The 16,858-nt window shown below is 70.5% G+C and carries 15 protein-coding genes; 7 read left to right on the forward strand and 8 right to left on the reverse strand.

The window, feature by feature from the left end:
• Nucleotide 1 precedes the first annotated feature (1 nt).
• Complete coding sequence (locus tag AC07NS_RS17060) at nucleotides 2–3,124, reverse strand: polar localization protein TipN (RefSeq protein ID WP_494605106.1); 3,123 nt, start codon at nucleotides 3,122–3,124, stop codon at nucleotides 2–4.
• Nucleotides 3,125–3,321: 197 nt separating this feature from the next.
• Nucleotides 3,322–3,528 carry a hypothetical protein gene (locus tag AC07NS_RS17065; protein WP_494605108.1) on the reverse strand — a complete coding sequence of 69 codons (207 nt, stop codon included), beginning with the start codon at nucleotides 3,526–3,528 and terminating at the stop codon, nucleotides 3,322–3,324.
• Nucleotides 3,529–3,755: 227 nt separating this feature from the next.
• On the opposite strand from AC07NS_RS17065, the gene cysD reads away from it, so the two are divergent.
• Nucleotides 3,756–4,727: a sulfate adenylyltransferase subunit CysD gene (gene cysD / locus AC07NS_RS17070; protein ID WP_494605110.1), complete on the forward strand. Its 972-nt coding sequence runs from the start codon at nucleotides 3,756–3,758 to the stop codon at nucleotides 4,725–4,727.
• On the forward strand, nucleotides 4,727–6,634 hold the full coding sequence (gene cysN, locus AC07NS_RS17075) for a sulfate adenylyltransferase subunit CysN (RefSeq protein WP_494605112.1): 1,908 nt from the start codon (nucleotides 4,727–4,729) through the stop codon (nucleotides 6,632–6,634). Before cysD ends, cysN begins: the two co-directional genes overlap by 1 nt.
• Nucleotides 6,635–6,646: 12 nt before the next feature.
• Here cysN and AC07NS_RS17080 read toward each other — a convergent pair whose 3' ends face one another.
• From AC07NS_RS17080 to metG, 3 genes are all read right to left on the reverse strand, one after another.
• Complete coding sequence (locus AC07NS_RS17080) at nucleotides 6,647–7,069, reverse strand: YybH family protein (RefSeq protein WP_494605114.1); 423 nt, start codon at nucleotides 7,067–7,069, stop codon at nucleotides 6,647–6,649.
• 58 nt (nucleotides 7,070–7,127) lie between these two features.
• On the reverse strand, nucleotides 7,128–8,294 hold the full coding sequence (locus AC07NS_RS17085; RefSeq protein WP_494605116.1) for an MFS transporter: 1,167 nt from the start codon (nucleotides 8,292–8,294) through the stop codon (nucleotides 7,128–7,130).
• A gap of 236 nt (nucleotides 8,295–8,530) precedes the next feature.
• A complete protein-coding gene (gene metG, locus AC07NS_RS17090) occupies nucleotides 8,531–10,240 on the reverse strand; it encodes a methionine--tRNA ligase (protein ID WP_494605118.1) in 1,710 nt (569 codons plus the stop codon).
• Nucleotides 10,241–10,423: 183 nt separating this feature from the next.
• Between metG and AC07NS_RS17095 the strand changes: the two genes are divergently transcribed.
• Together AC07NS_RS17095 and AC07NS_RS17100 are read left to right on the forward strand one after the other, a co-directional pair.
• Nucleotides 10,424–12,220: a polysaccharide deacetylase family protein gene (locus AC07NS_RS17095; RefSeq protein ID WP_494605119.1), complete on the forward strand. Its 1,797-nt coding sequence runs from the start codon at nucleotides 10,424–10,426 to the stop codon at nucleotides 12,218–12,220.
• Entirely contained in the window at nucleotides 12,217–13,050 is an 834-nt protein-coding gene (locus AC07NS_RS17100) for a glycoside hydrolase family 16 protein (protein ID WP_494605122.1), read from the forward strand. The genes AC07NS_RS17095 and AC07NS_RS17100 overlap by 4 nt, the downstream gene beginning before the upstream one ends.
• Here the strand turns inward: AC07NS_RS17100 and AC07NS_RS17105 are convergent.
• Nucleotides 13,008–13,520 (reverse strand): hypothetical protein, encoded by a 513-nt coding sequence (locus AC07NS_RS17105; RefSeq protein ID WP_494605123.1) that lies wholly within the window; start codon nucleotides 13,518–13,520, stop codon nucleotides 13,008–13,010. The two genes, AC07NS_RS17100 and AC07NS_RS17105, sit on opposite strands and share 43 nt — an antisense overlap.
• Before the next feature lie 147 nt (nucleotides 13,521–13,667).
• On the opposite strand from AC07NS_RS17105, the gene AC07NS_RS17110 reads away from it, so the two are divergent.
• The 3 genes from AC07NS_RS17110 to AC07NS_RS17120 are packed head-to-tail and all read left to right on the forward strand — an operon-like array spanning nucleotide 13,668 to nucleotide 15,380.
• Entirely contained in the window at nucleotides 13,668–14,264 is a 597-nt protein-coding gene (locus AC07NS_RS17110; protein WP_494605125.1) for a DUF2975 domain-containing protein, read from the forward strand.
• Nucleotides 14,264–14,500, forward strand: coding sequence for a helix-turn-helix domain-containing protein (locus tag AC07NS_RS17115; RefSeq protein WP_494605127.1), 237 nt, complete (start codon nucleotides 14,264–14,266; stop codon nucleotides 14,498–14,500). The genes AC07NS_RS17110 and AC07NS_RS17115 overlap by 1 nt, the downstream gene beginning before the upstream one ends.
• A 31-nt stretch (nucleotides 14,501–14,531) precedes the next feature.
• Nucleotides 14,532–15,380 carry an alpha/beta fold hydrolase gene (locus tag AC07NS_RS17120; protein ID WP_494605128.1) on the forward strand — a complete coding sequence of 283 codons (849 nt, stop codon included), beginning with the start codon at nucleotides 14,532–14,534 and terminating at the stop codon, nucleotides 15,378–15,380.
• Between the two features lie 153 nt (nucleotides 15,381–15,533).
• On the opposite strand, the gene AC07NS_RS17125 is transcribed toward AC07NS_RS17120, so the two are convergent.
• Together AC07NS_RS17125 and AC07NS_RS17130 are read right to left on the reverse strand one after the other, a co-directional pair.
• A complete protein-coding gene (locus tag AC07NS_RS17125; RefSeq protein WP_492856955.1) occupies nucleotides 15,534–15,995 on the reverse strand; it encodes an EF-hand domain-containing protein in 462 nt (153 codons plus the stop codon).
• Between the two features lie 8 nt (nucleotides 15,996–16,003).
• A complete protein-coding gene (locus tag AC07NS_RS17130) occupies nucleotides 16,004–16,786 on the reverse strand; it encodes a DUF4198 domain-containing protein (RefSeq protein WP_494605130.1) in 783 nt (260 codons plus the stop codon).
• Between the last annotated feature and the right edge of the window lie 72 nt (nucleotides 16,787–16,858).

Here is a 16,858-nt window from a genome sequence, read left to right on the forward strand (position 1 = left end):
ATCAGGCCAGGTCGCTGGCGGCCGCGTCCAGCAGCAGGTAGGCGCGGCCGGCTTCCGAGGCCAACAGGGCCGCCACGAGGAAGCCCTCGCGGTCCTGCTGAGCGGCCTCGTTGATCATGCCGGCGTAGCGGCGCACGAAGCGCTCGGCGCTCGACTTCAACGGGGCGTCCGAGAACAGGCGGCGGACCAGGCGACGGATCGCCGCCGGAGCCAGCTTCTTGACCACCTCGCGGGCGCCGTCCTCGTCGTGGGTCTGGATCGCGGCGGCGATCTCGTCGATGCGGCCGCGCGGCAGCAGGGCCGACGGGTCGATGCCCATGGACAGGATCTCGCCGGCCAGCTTTTCGCCCAGGGCCGCGTCGCCCGGCGAGCTGTTCTGGGCGTCGCCCAGCACGGTCTTCCAGCTCCAGCCCTCGTCCTGGGCGGGCTCGGCCGGCGCCGGGGCCGGACCGCGACCGCCGGCGGCGTCGAACATGGTGCGGAACTCGTCGTCGGTGGCCGTGGGCGTCAGCTTCAGGCGCTGGCGCGGCGGCGGCTCCAACGGCGCGAAGTCGTCGTTCGGATAGGGATAGGGCGCCGGCGGCGGGGTCTGGGCGCGCGGCGGCTGCGGCGCGGGCTGGACCGGCGGCGGCGCCTGGCGCTGCTGCGGAGGCGGGGCCGGTTGCGGCGCGGGCTGCGGAGCCGACTGCTGCGGCTGAGATTGCGGTTGGGGCGGACGCACCAGGCCGGCCGCGCCGCGGTTCGACGGGGCGGCGAAGGTCGGCGTCGCGGCGGCGGCCGCGTTCATCGTGCTGACCGCCTCGCTCAGCATCTCGTAGTTGCGGCGCACGCGGTCCTGGAAGGCCTGGTCGATGGCCGCCGTCTCCTCGGCGGTCTTGCGGGCGGCGGCGCGCAGGTCGTCGATGCCCTTCTCGATCTGGGCGCGGACCTCGGCGGCGCGGGCCAGGGCTTCGCCCGGCAGGGCGGCGCTGCGCTGGCCGGCCTCGGCCAGGATGCGTTCCATCTCGGCGATCGAGGCGCGAGAAGTCTCGACGCTCTCGGCCAACTTCTGGGCGGTGCGGGCGCCGGCCTGCTCGACCACCTGGGCCGAGCTCTCGATCAGGTCGCGGGCCTCCTGCATGCGCGATTCGAACACGGCGTCTGCCTTCTGACCGGCCGAGAAGGCGATCTCGTTCAGTTGATCGACACGGCCGCGAGCGGTCTCGACGCGCAGTTCCACGCCCTCCCCGGCCCGCTGGGCGGCGTCGGTGATGGCGTTCATGGCCCGGGTCAGCTCGCCCTCGAGATCGCCGCGACGATCGGCGGCGGCGGCTTCCAGGCGGGCCAGGGCGGCTTGCGTCTCGGCGGCCAGGGCCTCGCGCTCGGCGCGGGCGGCCTCGGCCATCTCGCGCAGCTGATCGCCGGACGAAACGATCAGGCCGCGCAGCACCTCGGCGCCCATGGCCGCGATGTCGCCCAGTTCCGACGCGCCGACGCGGGTGTAGGCCACGAACTCGGTGAGCTGGGCGGTGCGGGTCTCGGTCTCGGAGGAGAAGTCCTCCTGGTCGGCGCGCAGGGCCTGGGCGGCGGCCACCAGGGCGGCGCGCTGCGAGGCCAGGCTGCGTTCGACATTGCCGATCTGGTCGCCGACGCCCTGGCCGGCGGTTTCCAGGCGGGCGATCTGGCGCGACAGGTCCTCGGCCCCGACGCGGGCGGCGTCCGACGCCTCGGCGGCGGCGGCGGCCAGGTCGGCGGCGCGGGCGGCCAGCGCGGCCTCGGCTTCGCGCAGCTGGGTCTCGGCCAGATCGGAGGCTTCGGCGACCATGCGGGCCTGGCTGCCGATGGCGTCGACCACCGAGGTCGACTGGGCGTCCAGCGTGGTCGACAGCGCCTGCATGGCGCTGCGCTCGTGGCCCAGACCCTCGGCCAGCTGCTTGGCCATGCGGCTGGAGGTGTCGGCGGCCTCGACCAAGCGGGCGGTCTCTTCGGCGAGCGCCTGGCGCAGGGTGACGATCCGCTCGCGGGCGGCGTCGGCGGCGCTGGTGGCCGCGTCGATCTGGCCGCTGAGGGCGTCGACCACGCCGGTGGCGCCGGCGGCGGCCAGCGTGGCGGGGGTCAGGAGCTGGTCGGTCAGCTGGCGGGTGCGGCGCAATTCGGCCGATACGCCCAGCGCCTGGCGCAGCATGTAGGCGGCCAGCAGGATGAAGGCGGCCGGACCGGCGGCCAGGGCCGAGAACACCGCCATGGTGATCGGCATCGGCAAGCTGGGGCCGTAGCCGAGGGCGAACATCACCGGCGCCACGGCCCACAGGGCGGCGACGCAGACGGCCAGGCTCCAATAGACGCCGCCGGGCATCGGCTTGCGCTCGCTCGTCTCCGACAGGGCCTGGACCGGGCGGCCCGGGGTCTGGGCCGAGGCCTGGGCGACCGACTGCTTGGCCGGCTCCGGCTTGGCGGGCGGCTCGGGCTCGACGCGCGGGGCCGGCGGCTGGGCGGCGGCGGGCGCGGTCAGGAAGGTGGGCAGCGGCGACAGGTCGTCGGCCGGCGGCGCGCTGGCCCGTTCGCGTTCACGCTCCCGCTCACGCTCGGCCTTCAGGCGAGCGCGCATCGAACCATACTGCGGGACGGGCTCGGGTTCGGGCGCCGGCGCGGGTTCGGGTTCCGGCGGCGCGGCCTCGGCGACCGGTTCGGGCGCGATCGGCTCGAACTTGGGAGCCGGCGGGGGCTCCGGCGCAGGCTCCGGCGGCTGCGTCGTGCGGAAGAACGAGCGGCGGGCCGTGGTGCGGTCCTCGCGCAGCACCGGCTCGAACGGATCCGGCGTCGAGGTCTCGGGTTCCGGTTCCGGCGCGACCGACGAGGTCAGCGGTTCCGGAGCGGGCTCGGCGGAGGGCTCGGCCTGGGGTTCGGGCGCCTGGTACGACGGCGGACGCGCGCCACGCGGCGGCGCGGCCAGGAACCCGGTTTCGGGATCGGCGATGTCGAGGTCGTTGTCCGGCTCGGTGACCGGCGCGTCGGGGTCGGGCTCCTGGGACGAGGCGGCAAGTGAGTCGGCATCGGTCAGACCAGAAGGGGGCGCCGCATCCTCGCGGGGCGTCTCCACCGGCAGGGTGGAAAAGTCGAGCGGTCGGCGCTTCTTAGGCTTCATACGCAGCCACTGTCCCAAGGCGAACGGCGAGGGGGCCTCTCACAGCGACACAGCGCGCAAGCCCCTTCTTCGCGCAGGCGAGTAAACCTAGCCGCGAATGACGCCTGCGCCTAGCCGCTTGCAACGGTTTTCCCCAAAGCCGGCCACGCCTTACGCGTATCCGGGGGGCTTTTCGAGGCGCTCTCGGGGCGGACGGATCAGGCGCGGACGACGCCCGCGGCGCGCTCGGGACAGACGATTTGCGGCGGCGTGTCGATGCGCGCGGCGTCGCGCGGCGTGCGCGCCACGGTGCGCTCGGCCTTGGGCTTGGGCATCTTGCTTTCGATGACCACGCCGAACTGGCACAGGGCCATGGCCGAAAGCCACAGCACGATAGCCGCGAAGATTTCAGTCAGAAATGACATCGGTTCACCCGTCGATCCGATACCGTCGTTATGCCGCAACCTACGGCCAGGCTCGAATGAACTTTTGGTCATGTTGCCGCAACCGGGCGCCCACACAAGCTTACAGCGCCCCTAGATTTCTGCGCCTTGCTCGCGAGGCCCCGGAGACCTAGGTCGCAGGCTCCCCCGGTTCTTCGTCGGAACGCCGTCTGGCGCCGATGAAGTTTTTCTGTTTGCGGACGACTGTCTTGCCCCTTACCCAGCTTGCACCCCAGGCGTCCGCCGTCGCTCTCGAGCCGCCTATGCCCGCGATCACGCCCGCCCGTCTGACCCACCTGCAGCGCCTGGAAGCCGAGAGCATCCACATCATGCGCGAGGTCGCGGCCGAGTGCGAAAACCCGGTCATGCTGTACTCGATCGGCAAGGACAGCGCGGTGATGTTGCACCTGGCCGCCAAGGCGTTCTATCCGTCCAAGCCGCCCTTCCCGCTGCTGCACGTCGATACGACCTGGAAGTTCAAGGCGATGTACGAGCTGCGCGACAAGATCGCCGAGCAGCTTGGTTTTGATCTCCTGGTCCACAAGAACCCCGAGGCCGAGGCGCGCGGCATCAACCCGTTCGACCACGGCAGCGCCCTGCACACCGACCTCTGGAAGACCGAAGGCCTCAAGCAGGCCCTGGCCAAGTACGGCTTCGACGCGGCCTTCGGCGGCGCCCGCCGCGACGAGGAAAAGAGCCGCGCCAAGGAGCGCGTGTTCAGCTTCCGCTCGGCCGAGCAGCGCTGGGACCCGAAGAACCAGCGCCCCGAACTCTGGAAGCTCTACAACACCCGCAAGCACCCGGGCGAAAGCCTGCGCGTCTTCCCGATCTCCAACTGGACCGAGCTGGACGTCTGGCAATACATCCACCTGGAGAACATCCCGATCGTGCCGCTCTACTTCTCGGCCCCGCGGCCGGTGGTCGAGCGCGACGGCGCGCTGATCATGGTCGACGACGAGCGCTTCCGCCTGCGTGAAGGCGAAGAGCCGCAGATCAAGAGCGTCCGCTTCCGCACCCTGGGCTGCTATCCGCTGACCGGCGCCGTCGAGAGCACCGCCTCGACCCTGCCCGAGATCATCCAGGAGATGCTCCTGACCACCACCAGCGAGCGCCAGGGGCGGGTCATCGACCACGACCAGTCCGCCTCGATGGAGAAGAAGAAGCAGGAGGGCTACTTCTGATGGCTCACCAGTCCGCCCTCATCGCCGAAGACATCGAAGCCTATCTGGTCGCCCACCAGAACAAGTCGCTGCTGCGCTTCATCACCTGCGGCAGCGTCGACGACGGCAAGTCCACCCTGATCGGCCGGCTGCTCTACGACAGCAAGATGATCTTCGAGGACCAGATGGCCGCCCTCGAGGCCGACTCCAAGCGCGTCGGCACGCAAGGCGGGGCGATCGACTTCGCCCTGCTGGTCGACGGCCTGGCCGCCGAGCGCGAGCAGGGCATCACCATCGACGTCGCCTACCGGTTCTTCTCGACCGACAAGCGCAAGTTCATCGTCGCCGACACCCCCGGCCACGAGCAGTACACCCGCAACATGGTCACCGGCGCCTCGACCGCCGACGCGGCCGTGATCCTGATCGACGCGCGCAAGGGCGTTCTGACCCAGACCCGCCGACACTCCTACCTCGTGTCCCTGCTGGGCATCCGCAACGTGGTGCTGGCGGTGAACAAGATGGACCTGGTCGGCTGGGACCAGGCGGTGTTCGACGCCATCGTCGCCGACTACCGCGCCTTCGCCGAGAAGATCGGCCTGACCGTCTTCACCCCGATCCCGATCTCGGGCCTGGGCGGCGACAACATGGCCGTGCGCAGCGAGCATACCCCGTGGTTCGACGGCCCGATCCTGATGGACTGGCTGGAGAGCGTCGAGGTCGAGGACAGCCTGCAGGCCCAGCCGTTCCGCATGCCGGTGCAGTGGGTCAACCGCCCCAATCTCGACTTCCGCGGCTTCTCGGGCCAGGTGGCCTCGGGCGTCGTCAAGCCGGGCGACCGGGTCAAGGTGCTGCCGTCCGGCCGCGAGAGCACGGTGTCGCGCATCGTCACCCTGCCGGGCGACCTGGATCAGGCCGTCGCCGGCCAGTCGGTGACCATCACCCTGGCCGATGAAGTCGACGTCAGCCGCGGCGACGTGCTGGTCGCCGCCGACAGCCCTAGCGCCGTCGCCGGCCAGTTCGAGGCCACCCTGGTCTGGATGGACGACGAGCCCCTGCCCCCGGGCCGCTCCTACCTGCTGAAGATCGGCGCGCGCCTCGTCGGCGCCAGCGTCACCGAGATCAAGCACCGGGTGAACGTCAACACGCTGGAGCACACGGCCGCCAAGCGGCTGGAGCTCAACGAGATCGCCCACGTCAACATCTCGCTCGACCAGGCCATCCCGTTCGAGGCCTATGCCGACAACCGGGATCTGGGCGGCTTCATCCTGATCGACCGGATCAGCAACCGCACCGTCGGCGCGGGCCTGCTGAACTTCGCCCTGCGCCGGGCCGACAACATCCACTGGCAGCACACCGACGTCACCAAGGCCTCGCGCGCGGCCCTCAAGAGCCAGCGCGGCCGCGTGGTGTGGCTGACGGGCCTGTCGGGCGCGGGCAAGTCGACCATCGCCAATCTGGTGGAAAGGCGCCTGCACGCGCTGGGCCGCCACACCTATCTGCTGGACGGCGACAACGTTCGCCACGGCCTCAACAAGGACCTCGGCTTCACCGAAGAGGACCGCGTCGAGAACATCCGCCGGGTGGCCGAGGTCGCCAAGCTGATGGTCGACGCCGGCCTGATCGTGCTGACCGCCTTCATCTCGCCCTACCGGGCCGAGCGCCGCCTGGCGCGCGAGATCCTCAACGACGGCGAGTTCGTCGAGGTGTTCGTCGACACCCCGCTGGCCGTGGCCGAAAGCCGCGACGTCAAGGGCCTCTACAAGAAGGCCCGCTCGGGCCAGCTGAAGAACTTCACCGGCATCGACAGCCCCTACGAGGCGCCCGAGGCGGCCGAACTGGTCATCGACACCACCAAGGTCGATCCGGTCGCCGCGGCCGAGCGCATCGTCGAGTGGCTCGAAGGCCAGGAGATCGCCTACGAGATCTGAGGCCGGAAGGCCCTAGGCGCCCGGCGGCTTGGGGTCGGCCAGCGGGTCGGCGTGGCGATGGATCATCTTCCAGTCGCCGCCCTCCCGGCGGAAGATCTCGGTGATGCGCAGGTGCATTTCGACCGGCTCGGACTTGCCTTCCATCCGCACCGTGGCGTGCTGAAGGCCGGTCCAGTAGGCGAGATCGCCGTCGGCGTCGCTGTGCAAAATCTCCAGGCTGGTTTCGCCGCCGCCGGCGAAACTCCTCGCACCGCGGGCGTTGACCGCGATGACGTGGCCGGCCCCCTCCTCCCGGCCGCCGTTCGGTGGAAAGAAGCTGGCCGGCTCGGCGCGGGCGGCGATCTCGGTCAGCGGTCCCGCGTCACCGTTGACATAGGCCTGCGCCACCCGGCGGCGCTCTTCCAGAAACGCGGCGAAGTCGCTGTCCTGCGGCATTGCTTCCTCCTCGGACGTCCGGCGTCGAGGCCAGAACGCGCGACGTCGCCCGGCGGGTTCAAGCCGCCGCCTTCACCCGCGCGCTGCGGCCCAGCACCAGGGCGCCGACGAGGCCCAGGGCGCCCAGCGCCGCCATCGCCCAGTAACCCTTCACGCCCAGGGCGTCGAACAGCGGCCCCGAGGCCAAGGTGGCCGCGCCCAGGGTGAAGCCCTGCGACACCGCCGAGTTCAGGGCCTGGGCGGCCGAGGCGCTGCGCGGCGGCGTCAGGCGCTCGATCAGCTGCAGCGAAGCCAGGAAACTGGCCGCGAAGGTGAAGGCGTGCAGCATCTGCAGCGGAAACAGCGCCCACAGCGGCGGGGCGAAGGCGTAGGCGGTCCAGCGGATCACCGCCGCGCCGGCGCCCATGGCCAGCAGCTTGCCGGGGCCAACCCGCCGTCGCCAAGGCTCCAGGAACCACATGAACCCGACCTCGGCCGCGACGCCGACGCCCCACAGCACGCCGATGATCGGCTCGGGGATCTCCTGCCTGCGCCAGAGGATGGTCGAGAAGCTGTAGTAGAAGCCGTGCGCGCCCTGGATCAGGCCGGCGGTGACCACCGCCAGCACGAACACCCGGTCGGTCAGCAGCTGGCCCAGCCCCTTCCAGCGCTCGCGCTTGGGCGGGGCTTCGCCCTCCTCGTGCACCTGCTCGGCCGGCACCAGCACGAAGGCGGCGGCCGCCGCCAGCAGGGCCGCGACGGTGATCCAGACGACGATGATGTCGGCCCCAGCGATCGTCAGCACAACGCCCATGACCAAGTTGGCGGCGATGAAGGCGCTGGAGCCGGAGCCGCGCGGCAGGCCGTAGTTGAAGCCCTCCAGCCGCGCCCGGCGCAGGGTGACGACGTCGATCAGCGGCGAGATGGTCGAGAGCAGGGTCGCGCCCAGCAGCCAGCAGATCAGCAGGCCCCAGAACCCCGGCGCGACCAGCATGGCGAGGTAGGCGACGGCGGCGGCGACCGCCAGCAGGATCATCGGCGAGCGGCGCAGCCTGAACCCGTCGGCCCAGACGGCCAGCACCGGGCCGGTGAAGGGCTTGAGCAGCAGCGGCGCGGCCAGCACCGCCCCGATCTCGGCCCCCGACAGCCCCTTGGCCCGCAGGAAGGTGGCGATGTAGGGCAGGCTCACGCCCGTGCCCAGATAGATGGCCACGTAGAACAGGCAGAGGCGGACGACGAGCGGCATGGCCGTCCCGTAGATCGGTGTTGGACGAAGGGGAAGAAAATCCTTCTCCTCTTGCGGGAGAAGAGCCTGCCCCGGACTTGATCCGGGGTGTCGGCGAAAGCCGACGGATGAGGGGTCGCACGAACGAAAAACGCCGCGACAGCGGTTCGGCTGTCGCGGCGTTCGATGTCTGAGAGACCCCTCACCCGGCCTCCCTCCGGGAGGCCACCCTCTCCCGCAGGGGGAGAGGGATCAGGTCACTCCGCCCCGCCGAACCGCGCGGCCCATTCGGCGATCATGTCCTCGTCGATCTTCTTGAACAGCACCTCCGGCGCGCGCACGGCCTGGCCGGCCGGCACGGTCGACAGTTCGGCGGCGACGTCGGCGGTCGGCCACGCGGGCGGCCAGGCCTGGGCGAAGGCCTCGCTGATCTTCTCGGCGGCGAACGGGATGAAAGGGGCCGAGATGCGGGCGTAGAGCGCCGCCAGGTTCAGGGCCGTGCGCACGATCACCGCGGCGCGGTCGCGGTCGGTCTTGATCGCCGTCCAGGGGGCGGCTTCCTGCAGGTACTCGTTGCCGACCACCCACAGGGCCCGCAGCGCTTGGGCGCTCTTGCGGATCTCGATGGCGTCCATCTGCTCGGCGAGGTCGGCCAGGCGCTCGGCGACGTCGGCGTAGAGCTTCTCTTCCAGCGGACCGATCTCGCCGCCCTCCGGCACGACGCCGTCGAACTTGCTCTCGGTGAACTTCAGGATGCGGTTGACGAAGTTACCCAGTACGTCGGCCAGGTCACGGTTCACGGCGCTGGCGAACTGCTCCCAGGTGAAGGCCGTGTCGCTGCCTTCCGGCGAGTTCGAGGTCAGGTACCAGCGCCAGAGATCCGGCGGCAGGATGTCGAGCGCCGCGTCCATGAACACGCCGCGCTTGTTGCTGGTCGAGAACTTGCCGCCGTACCAGTTCAGCCAGTTGAAGGCCTTGAGCATGTCGACGCTCTTCCACGGCTCTTCCGAGCCGAGGATGGTGGCCGGGAAGCTGACCGTGTGGAACGCCACGTTGTCCTTGCCCATGAACTGGACGTAGCGGACGTCGTCGGCGCCGGCGTCGGTGCGCCACCACGAGCGCCAGTCGCGGCCCTCGCCGGCCTCGGCCCATTCCTGGGTGGCGGCGATGTATTCGATCGGCGCGTCGAACCAGACGTAGAAGACCTTCTCCTCCATGCCCGGACGCGGCAGGCCGTCCTTGGTCACCGGCACGCCCCAGGCCAGATCGCGGGTGATGCCGCGATCGATCAGGCCTTCGTCGAGGTGCTTGTAGGCGATCGACTTGGCCAGGGTCGGCCAGTCGGGGTGGGCGTCGACCCAAGCGCGGATGCGCTCGGCCATCTTGGTCTGGAGCAAGTAGAGGTGCTTGGTGTCGCGCACCTCGAGGTTCCGCGAGCCCGAGATCACCGAGTACGGATCCTTCAGGTCGGTCGGGTCCAGCAGGTTGCCGCAGTTGTCGCACTGGTCGCCGCGCGCCTTCTCGAAGCCGCAGTGCGGGCAGGTGCCCTCGATGTAGCGGTCGGGCAGGAAGCGGCGGTCGTCGATCGAGTAGACCATCTGGTCGACCCGCTCCTCGATCAGCCCCTGGGCTTCCAGCACCTCGGCGAAGTGCTGGGTCAGGCGATGGTTCTGCGGCGAGGACGAGCGGCCGAAATGGTCCCACGACAGGCCGAAGGCGCGGCCGACGTCGTGCTGCAGCACGTGCTGCTCTTCGCAATAGGTCGCCACGTCCTGGCCGGCGGCCGAGGCGGCCAGCTCGGCCGGGGTGCCGTGCTCGTCGGTGGCGCAGATGTAGAGGGTGTCGTGGCCGCGGGCCCGCTGGAAGCGCGCATAGACGTCGGCCGGCAGCATCGACCCCGCGAGGTTCCCCAGGTGCTTGATGCCGTTGATGTACGGCAGGGCCGAGGTGATCAGGATGCGGGCCATGGGACGGGGCGTCTTTCCGGGGGCGAACAACGAACAGGAAGCGTCCGCATATAGAAGCCCACGCGCCGAAGGGAAAGCTTCGCCCTCAGACCGCAACCTCGCCGCGCGGCGAAATCACAGGCTCGCGCGTTTGGCGTTTTCGGGTTTGGATGGGCGCGCCCCTCTCCCCCGACCGGAGGACGCATGTTCCGACGCCGCCTGCCGCTGCTGCTGCTGGTCCTCGCCGTGCTGCTCGCCGGCGGCTGGTGGTGGTGGCGCGAACGACCCGATCCCTCGGTCATGCACGTCTTCCCCGGCGTGCGCGGCCCGGCCCAGGCCTCGAAGATCGTCGAGCCGCCCCGCACCCGCATCGCCCAGTTCGACAAGGGCGGCCCGCACCGCTTGGCCATACTGGTCACCGACCCGCAGTCGGGGTGGCTGGGCCTGGTGCGCGGCTTCCGCGCCCACGGCGTGCCGATCACGGTCACCCAGGATCCCGCCAAGGCCCTGACCCACAAGGTTGTGCTGGTCTATCCCATCGTCTCGGGCCGGGTGCTGACCGGCGAGCAACTGCGCGCCCTGGCCCAGCACGTACGGGACGGCGGCACGGTTCTGGCCTTCAACCTGGCCGGCGGCGGACTGGGCGAGCTGTTCGGCGTCGGCCCGGGAACCGAGGCTTCGTCCCGCCTGCGGCTGCGCTGGAGCCGGACGACGGGCGAGCCGGAGGTCGACGAGATCGTCGTCTCCTCGGCTGGCGAGGCCAAGGTCGCCAGCGTCGGCTACGCGCCTGGAACAGCCCAGGTCGCCGCCCGCTTCGACGACGGCTCGACAGCCGCCGCCTGCCGCCAGGTGGGCGGCCAGGCCTGCGTGCTGGGCGTGGATCTCGGCTCGCTGGCCCAGCGGTCGATGAACGGCAGGGCCGAGGCCCTGGCCCGGCGCTACGTCAACGGCTACGAGCCCTCGCTCGACAGCCTGTTCCGCTGGGTGCGCGACCTCTACGTGGCCGGCGAGCCGATGCCCTGGCTGGTCTCCACCGCCCCGGCCGGCAAGCAGGTGTCGATCCTATTCACCCACGATGTCGACTACGGCCCGTCGGTGCATAACGCCCTGGCCTATGCCGACGCCCTGAAGGCGCGCGACATCCGCGGCACCTTCTACGTCCAGACCAAGTACATGAAGGACTACAACGACAAGGTGTTCTTCGACGAGGCGGCCGTGACCGACGTCAAGGGCCTGCTGGCGCGCGGCCAGGAGGTGGGCAGCCACACCGTCGCCCACTCCGGGGCTTTCGAGCACACCATGCCGTTGGGCGACGGCCGCGAGCGCTATCCCCGCTACCGGCCGTTCGTCGAGACGGTCGACACCGTCCGGGGCGCGTCGATCCTCGGCGAACTGCGGGTGTCGAAGTTCCTGCTGGAACGGCTGGCGGGCGCCAGGGTCGTCTCGTTCCGGCCGGGGCGCCTGGCCTATCCCTTCACCCTGCCCCAGGCTCTGGACGCCAGCGGCTACCGCTATTCCTCGTCGATCACCGCCAACACCGTGCTGACCCACCTGCCCTTCCAACTGACCGACGGCCGCGCGGACGGCGCGTTGCAGCCGGTGTTCGAATTCCCGGTCGCCATCGAGGACGAGGCGCCGCCGCCCTTGCCGCAGCGGCTCGACGCCGCCGACGCCCTGGTGACCAGGGTGGCCCGTGACCGGGGCGTGGTCACGGTGCTGATCCATCCCAACACGGTGGGCGACAAGCTGGCCTTCGAGGCGGCCCTGGCCGACCGCTGGAAGGGCCGGGCCTGGATGGGCGCGACCGACCGCTTCGGCGACTGGTGGTCGGCCCGCGACGCCCTGGAGCTGGACGTCGAGCCGCGCGGCGCCGGCTGGGCCCTGACCGCCGCCGCGCCCCGGGCCGTGTCGGGCTTGGAAATCCTGCTGCCCAAGGCCGGCAAGAAGGCCGTGACCCTGGCCCTGCCGGAGGACGGCCGCTCGACGACGGCGATCCCGTGATCCGCCTCGTCCTGCTGCTGGCCATGTTCGCCGTCCCGGCTTCTGCGGCCCCGCGGCTGATCTGGTCCGACGAGTTCGACGGCGACCGGCTGGATCCCGCTCGGTGGGCGGCGTCGAACGACTGCTGGGGCGGCGGCAACGAGGAGCGCCAGTGCTACACGCCCGCCGCTGTCTCGGTTTCGGGCGGGGTGCTGCGCCTGACCGCGCGGCGAGCGAGGACCACCGGCCCGGCCGTCCGCGACACCGGCCCCGGCGCGCCCCGCATCGCCCGCGACTACGCCTCGGGCCGCATCCACACCAAGGGCCTGGCCTCGTTCCGCTACGGTCGCATCGAGGTGCGGGCCAAGCTGCCGCTGGGCCAGGGCCTGTGGCCGGCGATCTGGATGCTGCCCGAGCACGACAACTACGGCCCCTATCCACTGTCGGGCGAACTCGACATCGCCGAGGCGGTGAACCTGGGCGTCAGCTGCCTGTCCTGCCGCGACGTGGTGCGGGCGGCGGCGCATCACGGCCCGACCCTGGCCGCCAACCGCAGCGACAGCGCCGAGACCCGGCTCGACGACCTGACGACCTTCCACGTCTTCGCCCTGGATTGGACGCCGCGCCGCCTGACCTGGTCGATCGACGGCAAACCCTATTTCAGCCGCCCGGGCGGGCGGCCCTTCGACGAGCGCTTCCACCTGATCCTGAACCTGGCGGTCGGCGGGCGCTGGGCCGAGACGACGGGCCGCAAGGGCGTCGACGACGCCGCCCTGCCCGAAAGCCTGCTGGTCGACTGGGTGCGGGTCTACGGCGGCGACGACGAGGCGGGCGCGACGTCGATCCGGTAGCCCGCCCCCGCCGGCGTATAGCGGAACAGCAGGCCGCCCAGGGCCGCGTCGGCTGGCTCCGAGGCGTCGGAAAAGATCTGCAGCCGCTTGGCGATGGCCTCGGCGTCAGAGATCAGATGCGGCGGGGCGACGGCGACCACGAAGTCGCGGATCGGCGAGCCCTTCTCCACCGAGGCCGGCCGCTCGGCGGCGACGAGCGTGTAGCTGGCCGCCTCGCCGTTGGCTGCGTCACGGGCAGTCAGGACGATCCCCGGCCCCGTCGTCGCGGTCCAGACGCCCGGGCCGGCGCCCGACCACTCGGCCTTGGGTCCGAAGAAGCCCTTGGGCGCCATGCGGTTCAGCAGGGTGGCCTTGGCCGGCAGGCCGTTGGCTTGCCAGATCGCCAGCTTCGAGGCGTCCTTGACGCCGTTGGGCAGGCACGCGGCCAGGGGCGAAAGCCCCAGGGCCAGAACCATCAACCGTCGCCGCATGCCGCGCTCTCCCCGCTTGCTCCGACATCAATGGGCCAGCCCCCTCCGCGTTCCTCGTCCCGCCTCGATCGATCATCGATTCATATCGTTTGACAGAAATTATTTTCTGTAAGAACGATGATCCATCGAAGCCCAGGGGAGGTTTCCGTGTCCACCGTCGTCTCGTTGCGACCACCGCCGGTCGCGCCGCCGCCGCCCTCGGCCAGCCATCGCCAGCTGCGGCTGGGCAGCCGCGCCCTGGCCTGGCTGCTGACCGCCCTGCTGGTCATCACGAGCCTGATCGCCGGCGTGCTGATCCTGGCGGTGCTGGCCTGGCCGGGCGATAATTTCCGCATCGGCCCGACGGCCGCCTGGATCGGCAAGGGACCGCCCGACTCGGTGGCCTTCGCCTCGCTCTCCTGGCCGCACCGCGCCGCCTACGCCCTGGTCGGCGCGTTACGCATCGCGCCGGTGCTGGCGATCCTGGCCCACCTGCGAGCGCTCTTTCTGCTCTATGCCGGCGGCGAGGTTTTCGGCGCGGCCAACGCCCGCCACATCGGCCGGGTCGGCGCCTGGCTGTGCGCCTACGCCGTCTCGCCGTTCCTCTGCCACCTCTTCCTGTCGGCGACCGGCTGGGAGATCGACAGGAACTGGTTCCACCTCTCGAGCATCCAGGGCCTGATCCTGGGCCTGCTGGTCTTCGTCATCGCCCAGGTGATGCAGGTCGGCCGCGAGATCGAGGAAGACCGGGACGCGTTCGTCTGATGCCGATCCTGCTCCGCCTCGACGTCATGCTGGCCCGCCGCAAGGTGCGTTCCAACACCCTGGCCCGCGCCGTCGGCATCACCGACGCCAACCTCTCGCTACTCAAGTCGGGCAAGGTGAAGGGCCTGCGCCTGTCCACCCTCGACGCCATCTGCCGCTACCTCGACTGCCAGCCGGGCGACATCCTCGAATACCTGCCTGACGACGGCGTCGAAGAGATCCGCGACGCGGGCTGAGCCCCGCCCTTCCTCACACCGGAGACGAAAGATGCGCCTTCTGTCCACGCCCGTTCGGGCGATCGCGGCCGCATGCCTGTTGCTCGCCGCTCCCGCCATGGCCCAGCCCGCCGAGACCTTCGTCGAGGTGGAGGGCGGCCGCCTGGCCTACGAGAGCTGCGGCCAAGGCGAGACCGCCCTGGTGCTGCTGCACGACGGCATACTGCACAAGGCCGCCTTCGACGCCGCCTGGCCGGCGCTGTGCGCGCGCTACAAGGTGGTACGCTACGACCGGCGCGGCTTCGGAGGCTCGACGCCCGCCGCCGCGCCCTACCAGACGGTTAGGGACCTGGAGGCGGTGATCGCCGCCCTGAAGATCGAGCGGCCGGTGCTGGTGGGATCCTCCGCCGGAAGCGGCCTGGCCGTCGACTACGCCCTGGCCCATCCGGACGGCGTCTCGCGCCTGGTGCTGGTCGGCCCCTTCGTGGCGGGGTTCAAGCCCTCGGCCGGGTTCATCGCGCGGGGTCTGAAACTGATGGCCCTGTTCAAGCTGGGCGACATCGAGGGCGCGGCGCGCGATCCCTACATCCTGACCAGGGACGCGGACGCTCAGCGCCAGTGGGTGGTGGATCAGCTGAAGGCCCATCCGGGCAATGTCGGCGCCAACCAGAAGGAGCGCTTCGCCGTCGACGCCAAGCCGCGTCTCGCCGAGATCAAGGTCCCGACCCTGATCCTGGTCGGCGAAGTGGACATCGACGACGTGCAGGACCAGGCCAAGGCTTTGGAGACCGCCCTGCCCGACGCCAAGCGCGTCGTGGTCCCGGACAGCGGCCACTTCCTCTATCTCGAGCGCCCCGAGGCCTTCGTGCGGGCGATCGAGGACTTCGTCCCGCCGCGCTGAGGCCAGGCGGCTGGACGAAAGGGGTATCGCCCCCGGCTCCTCAAGGGGATGAACGGAGCCGGGGACGGCGGCGGCCCGCAGCCCCCCAGGCTTTGGCGGAGCGGTCGCGAGGACCGCTCACGCGTCAGGCCGCCGATCTAGGTTGATGTCGGTTCAGTTGGTGTCGGCGGGGATCGGGTCGGCCGCCGAGACGGTCCCGTCCTTGTTGGTGTCGTGGGTCACGAACATCCGCCAGCCCGAATAGGCGAACTCGGCCGGGGTGATGGCGCCGCTCTTGTCGCTGTCGAGCACGCCAAAGCGCACGTCGGCCTGGCGCATCTGGCGCACGCGCTCCTCTTCCTTCTTCTCGGCCGTGTCGGGCGAGGCGGCGAGGCGCTTTTCAAGACGGGCCTTGAACTCGCCGACGTACTCTTCCTTGGACAGCGAGCCGTTCTTGTCGGCGTCGATCGCCTTGAACAGCTGGTCGCGGGTGATGACGAACTCTTCCTTGGTGACGACGCCGTCGCCGTTGACGTCCTGTTCCTTGATGAAGGTGTCGCGGGCGTGCGAGGCGGCCAGGGCCGGGGCGGAGACGGCGGCCAGGGCGGCGGCCAGGATGAGGCTCTTGCGGATCATGTCGGTTCTCAGCGCAGGGATTCGAAGGTCAGGGAGTAGGTGTGGCTCTGGCCGGGCTGGCCTTCGGCGGCCGGGGCCACGCGGTAGCGGGCCTGAACCTGGTAGACGCCCGAGTGGTCAGGCTTGATCTCGAAGCGGCCCTGGGCGTCGCTCTTGACGGTGACCGGAGCGGTCTTGGCGTCGGAATAGCGGTCGTTGCCGCCGGTCAGGGTGACCTCCTGGCCGGCCACCGGCTTGCCGTCGTACAGCACCACGAACTTGGCCGGCTGGCCGGTGGTGATGTCGCTGGGATGGGTGATCGCCTGGAACTCCAGGCCCTTGCCGACCGGGGCCAGGGCGGCCGTGCTCGGCGCGCCGCGGGTCACGTAGACGTCGGCGGTGGTGATGCTCTGCATGTCCACGACCTGGACGCCGGCCGGCGCCTTGCCCGGCTCCATGAACTCCCACTCGCCCTTGATCAGGGCGGCCTTGCCGACCCGGCCGGCGCGTTGGCCGGTGGTGATGCGGTAGGTGCCGGCGGCTTCGACCGGGGCCTCGACCAGCGCCATCTCGCGCAGGTAGGTCGGGGTCAGCGGCTTGCGCTGGCCGTCCGGGCCGACCACGGCGTAGGTGTCGGACTTCATCGCCACTTCGGGCGTGAAGAAGGTCTCGGTGAACGAGCCCTGCACGGTGACGATCTTCCGGTCGGAGACGTCGAAGGTGCTGGGCAGCATGTAGGGCGAGTGGGCGTGCGCCAGGCCGGCCAGGCCCAGGCCCGCCAGCAGCGCCGCCGAAGCGAGCATGGTCTTCATCGGAATCCCCCTTCCAGGACGATCGGTCGTTGGAGAGGCTCCTATTGCGGATGAATCTAAGAATCAATTGCA

The organism is Caulobacter sp. GW821-FHT10A10 (assembly GCF_059415745.1).

What these genes read in the sequence shown, in the direction of transcription:
- metG (WP_494605118.1), bottom strand. Translation starts at nt 10,240, where the DNA reads ATGGCCCGCATCCTGATCACCTCGGCCCTGCCGTACATCAACGGCATC.
- AC07NS_RS17115 (WP_494605127.1), top strand. Translation starts at nt 14,264, where the DNA reads ATGCCGATCCTGCTCCGCCTCGACGTCATGCTGGCCCGCCGCAAGGTG.
- AC07NS_RS17105 (WP_494605123.1), bottom strand. Translation starts at nt 13,520, where the DNA reads ATGCGGCGACGGTTGATGGTTCTGGCCCTGGGGCTTTCGCCCCTGGCC.
- AC07NS_RS17065 (WP_494605108.1), bottom strand. Translation starts at nt 3,528, where the DNA reads ATGTCATTTCTGACTGAAATCTTCGCGGCTATCGTGCTGTGGCTTTCG.
- AC07NS_RS17125 (WP_492856955.1), bottom strand. Translation starts at nt 15,995, where the DNA reads ATGATCCGCAAGAGCCTCATCCTGGCCGCCGCCCTGGCCGCCGTCTCC.
- AC07NS_RS17095 (WP_494605119.1), top strand. Translation starts at nt 10,424, where the DNA reads ATGTTCCGACGCCGCCTGCCGCTGCTGCTGCTGGTCCTCGCCGTGCTG.
- cysN (WP_494605112.1), top strand. Translation starts at nt 4,727, where the DNA reads ATGGCTCACCAGTCCGCCCTCATCGCCGAAGACATCGAAGCCTATCTG.
- AC07NS_RS17080 (WP_494605114.1), bottom strand. Translation starts at nt 7,069, where the DNA reads ATGCCGCAGGACAGCGACTTCGCCGCGTTTCTGGAAGAGCGCCGCCGG.
- AC07NS_RS17060 (WP_494605106.1), bottom strand. Translation starts at nt 3,124, where the DNA reads ATGAAGCCTAAGAAGCGCCGACCGCTCGACTTTTCCACCCTGCCGGTG.
- AC07NS_RS17130 (WP_494605130.1), bottom strand. Translation starts at nt 16,786, where the DNA reads ATGAAGACCATGCTCGCTTCGGCGGCGCTGCTGGCGGGCCTGGGCCTG.
- AC07NS_RS17085 (WP_494605116.1), bottom strand. Translation starts at nt 8,294, where the DNA reads ATGCCGCTCGTCGTCCGCCTCTGCCTGTTCTACGTGGCCATCTATCTG.
- AC07NS_RS17120 (WP_494605128.1), top strand. Translation starts at nt 14,532, where the DNA reads ATGCGCCTTCTGTCCACGCCCGTTCGGGCGATCGCGGCCGCATGCCTG.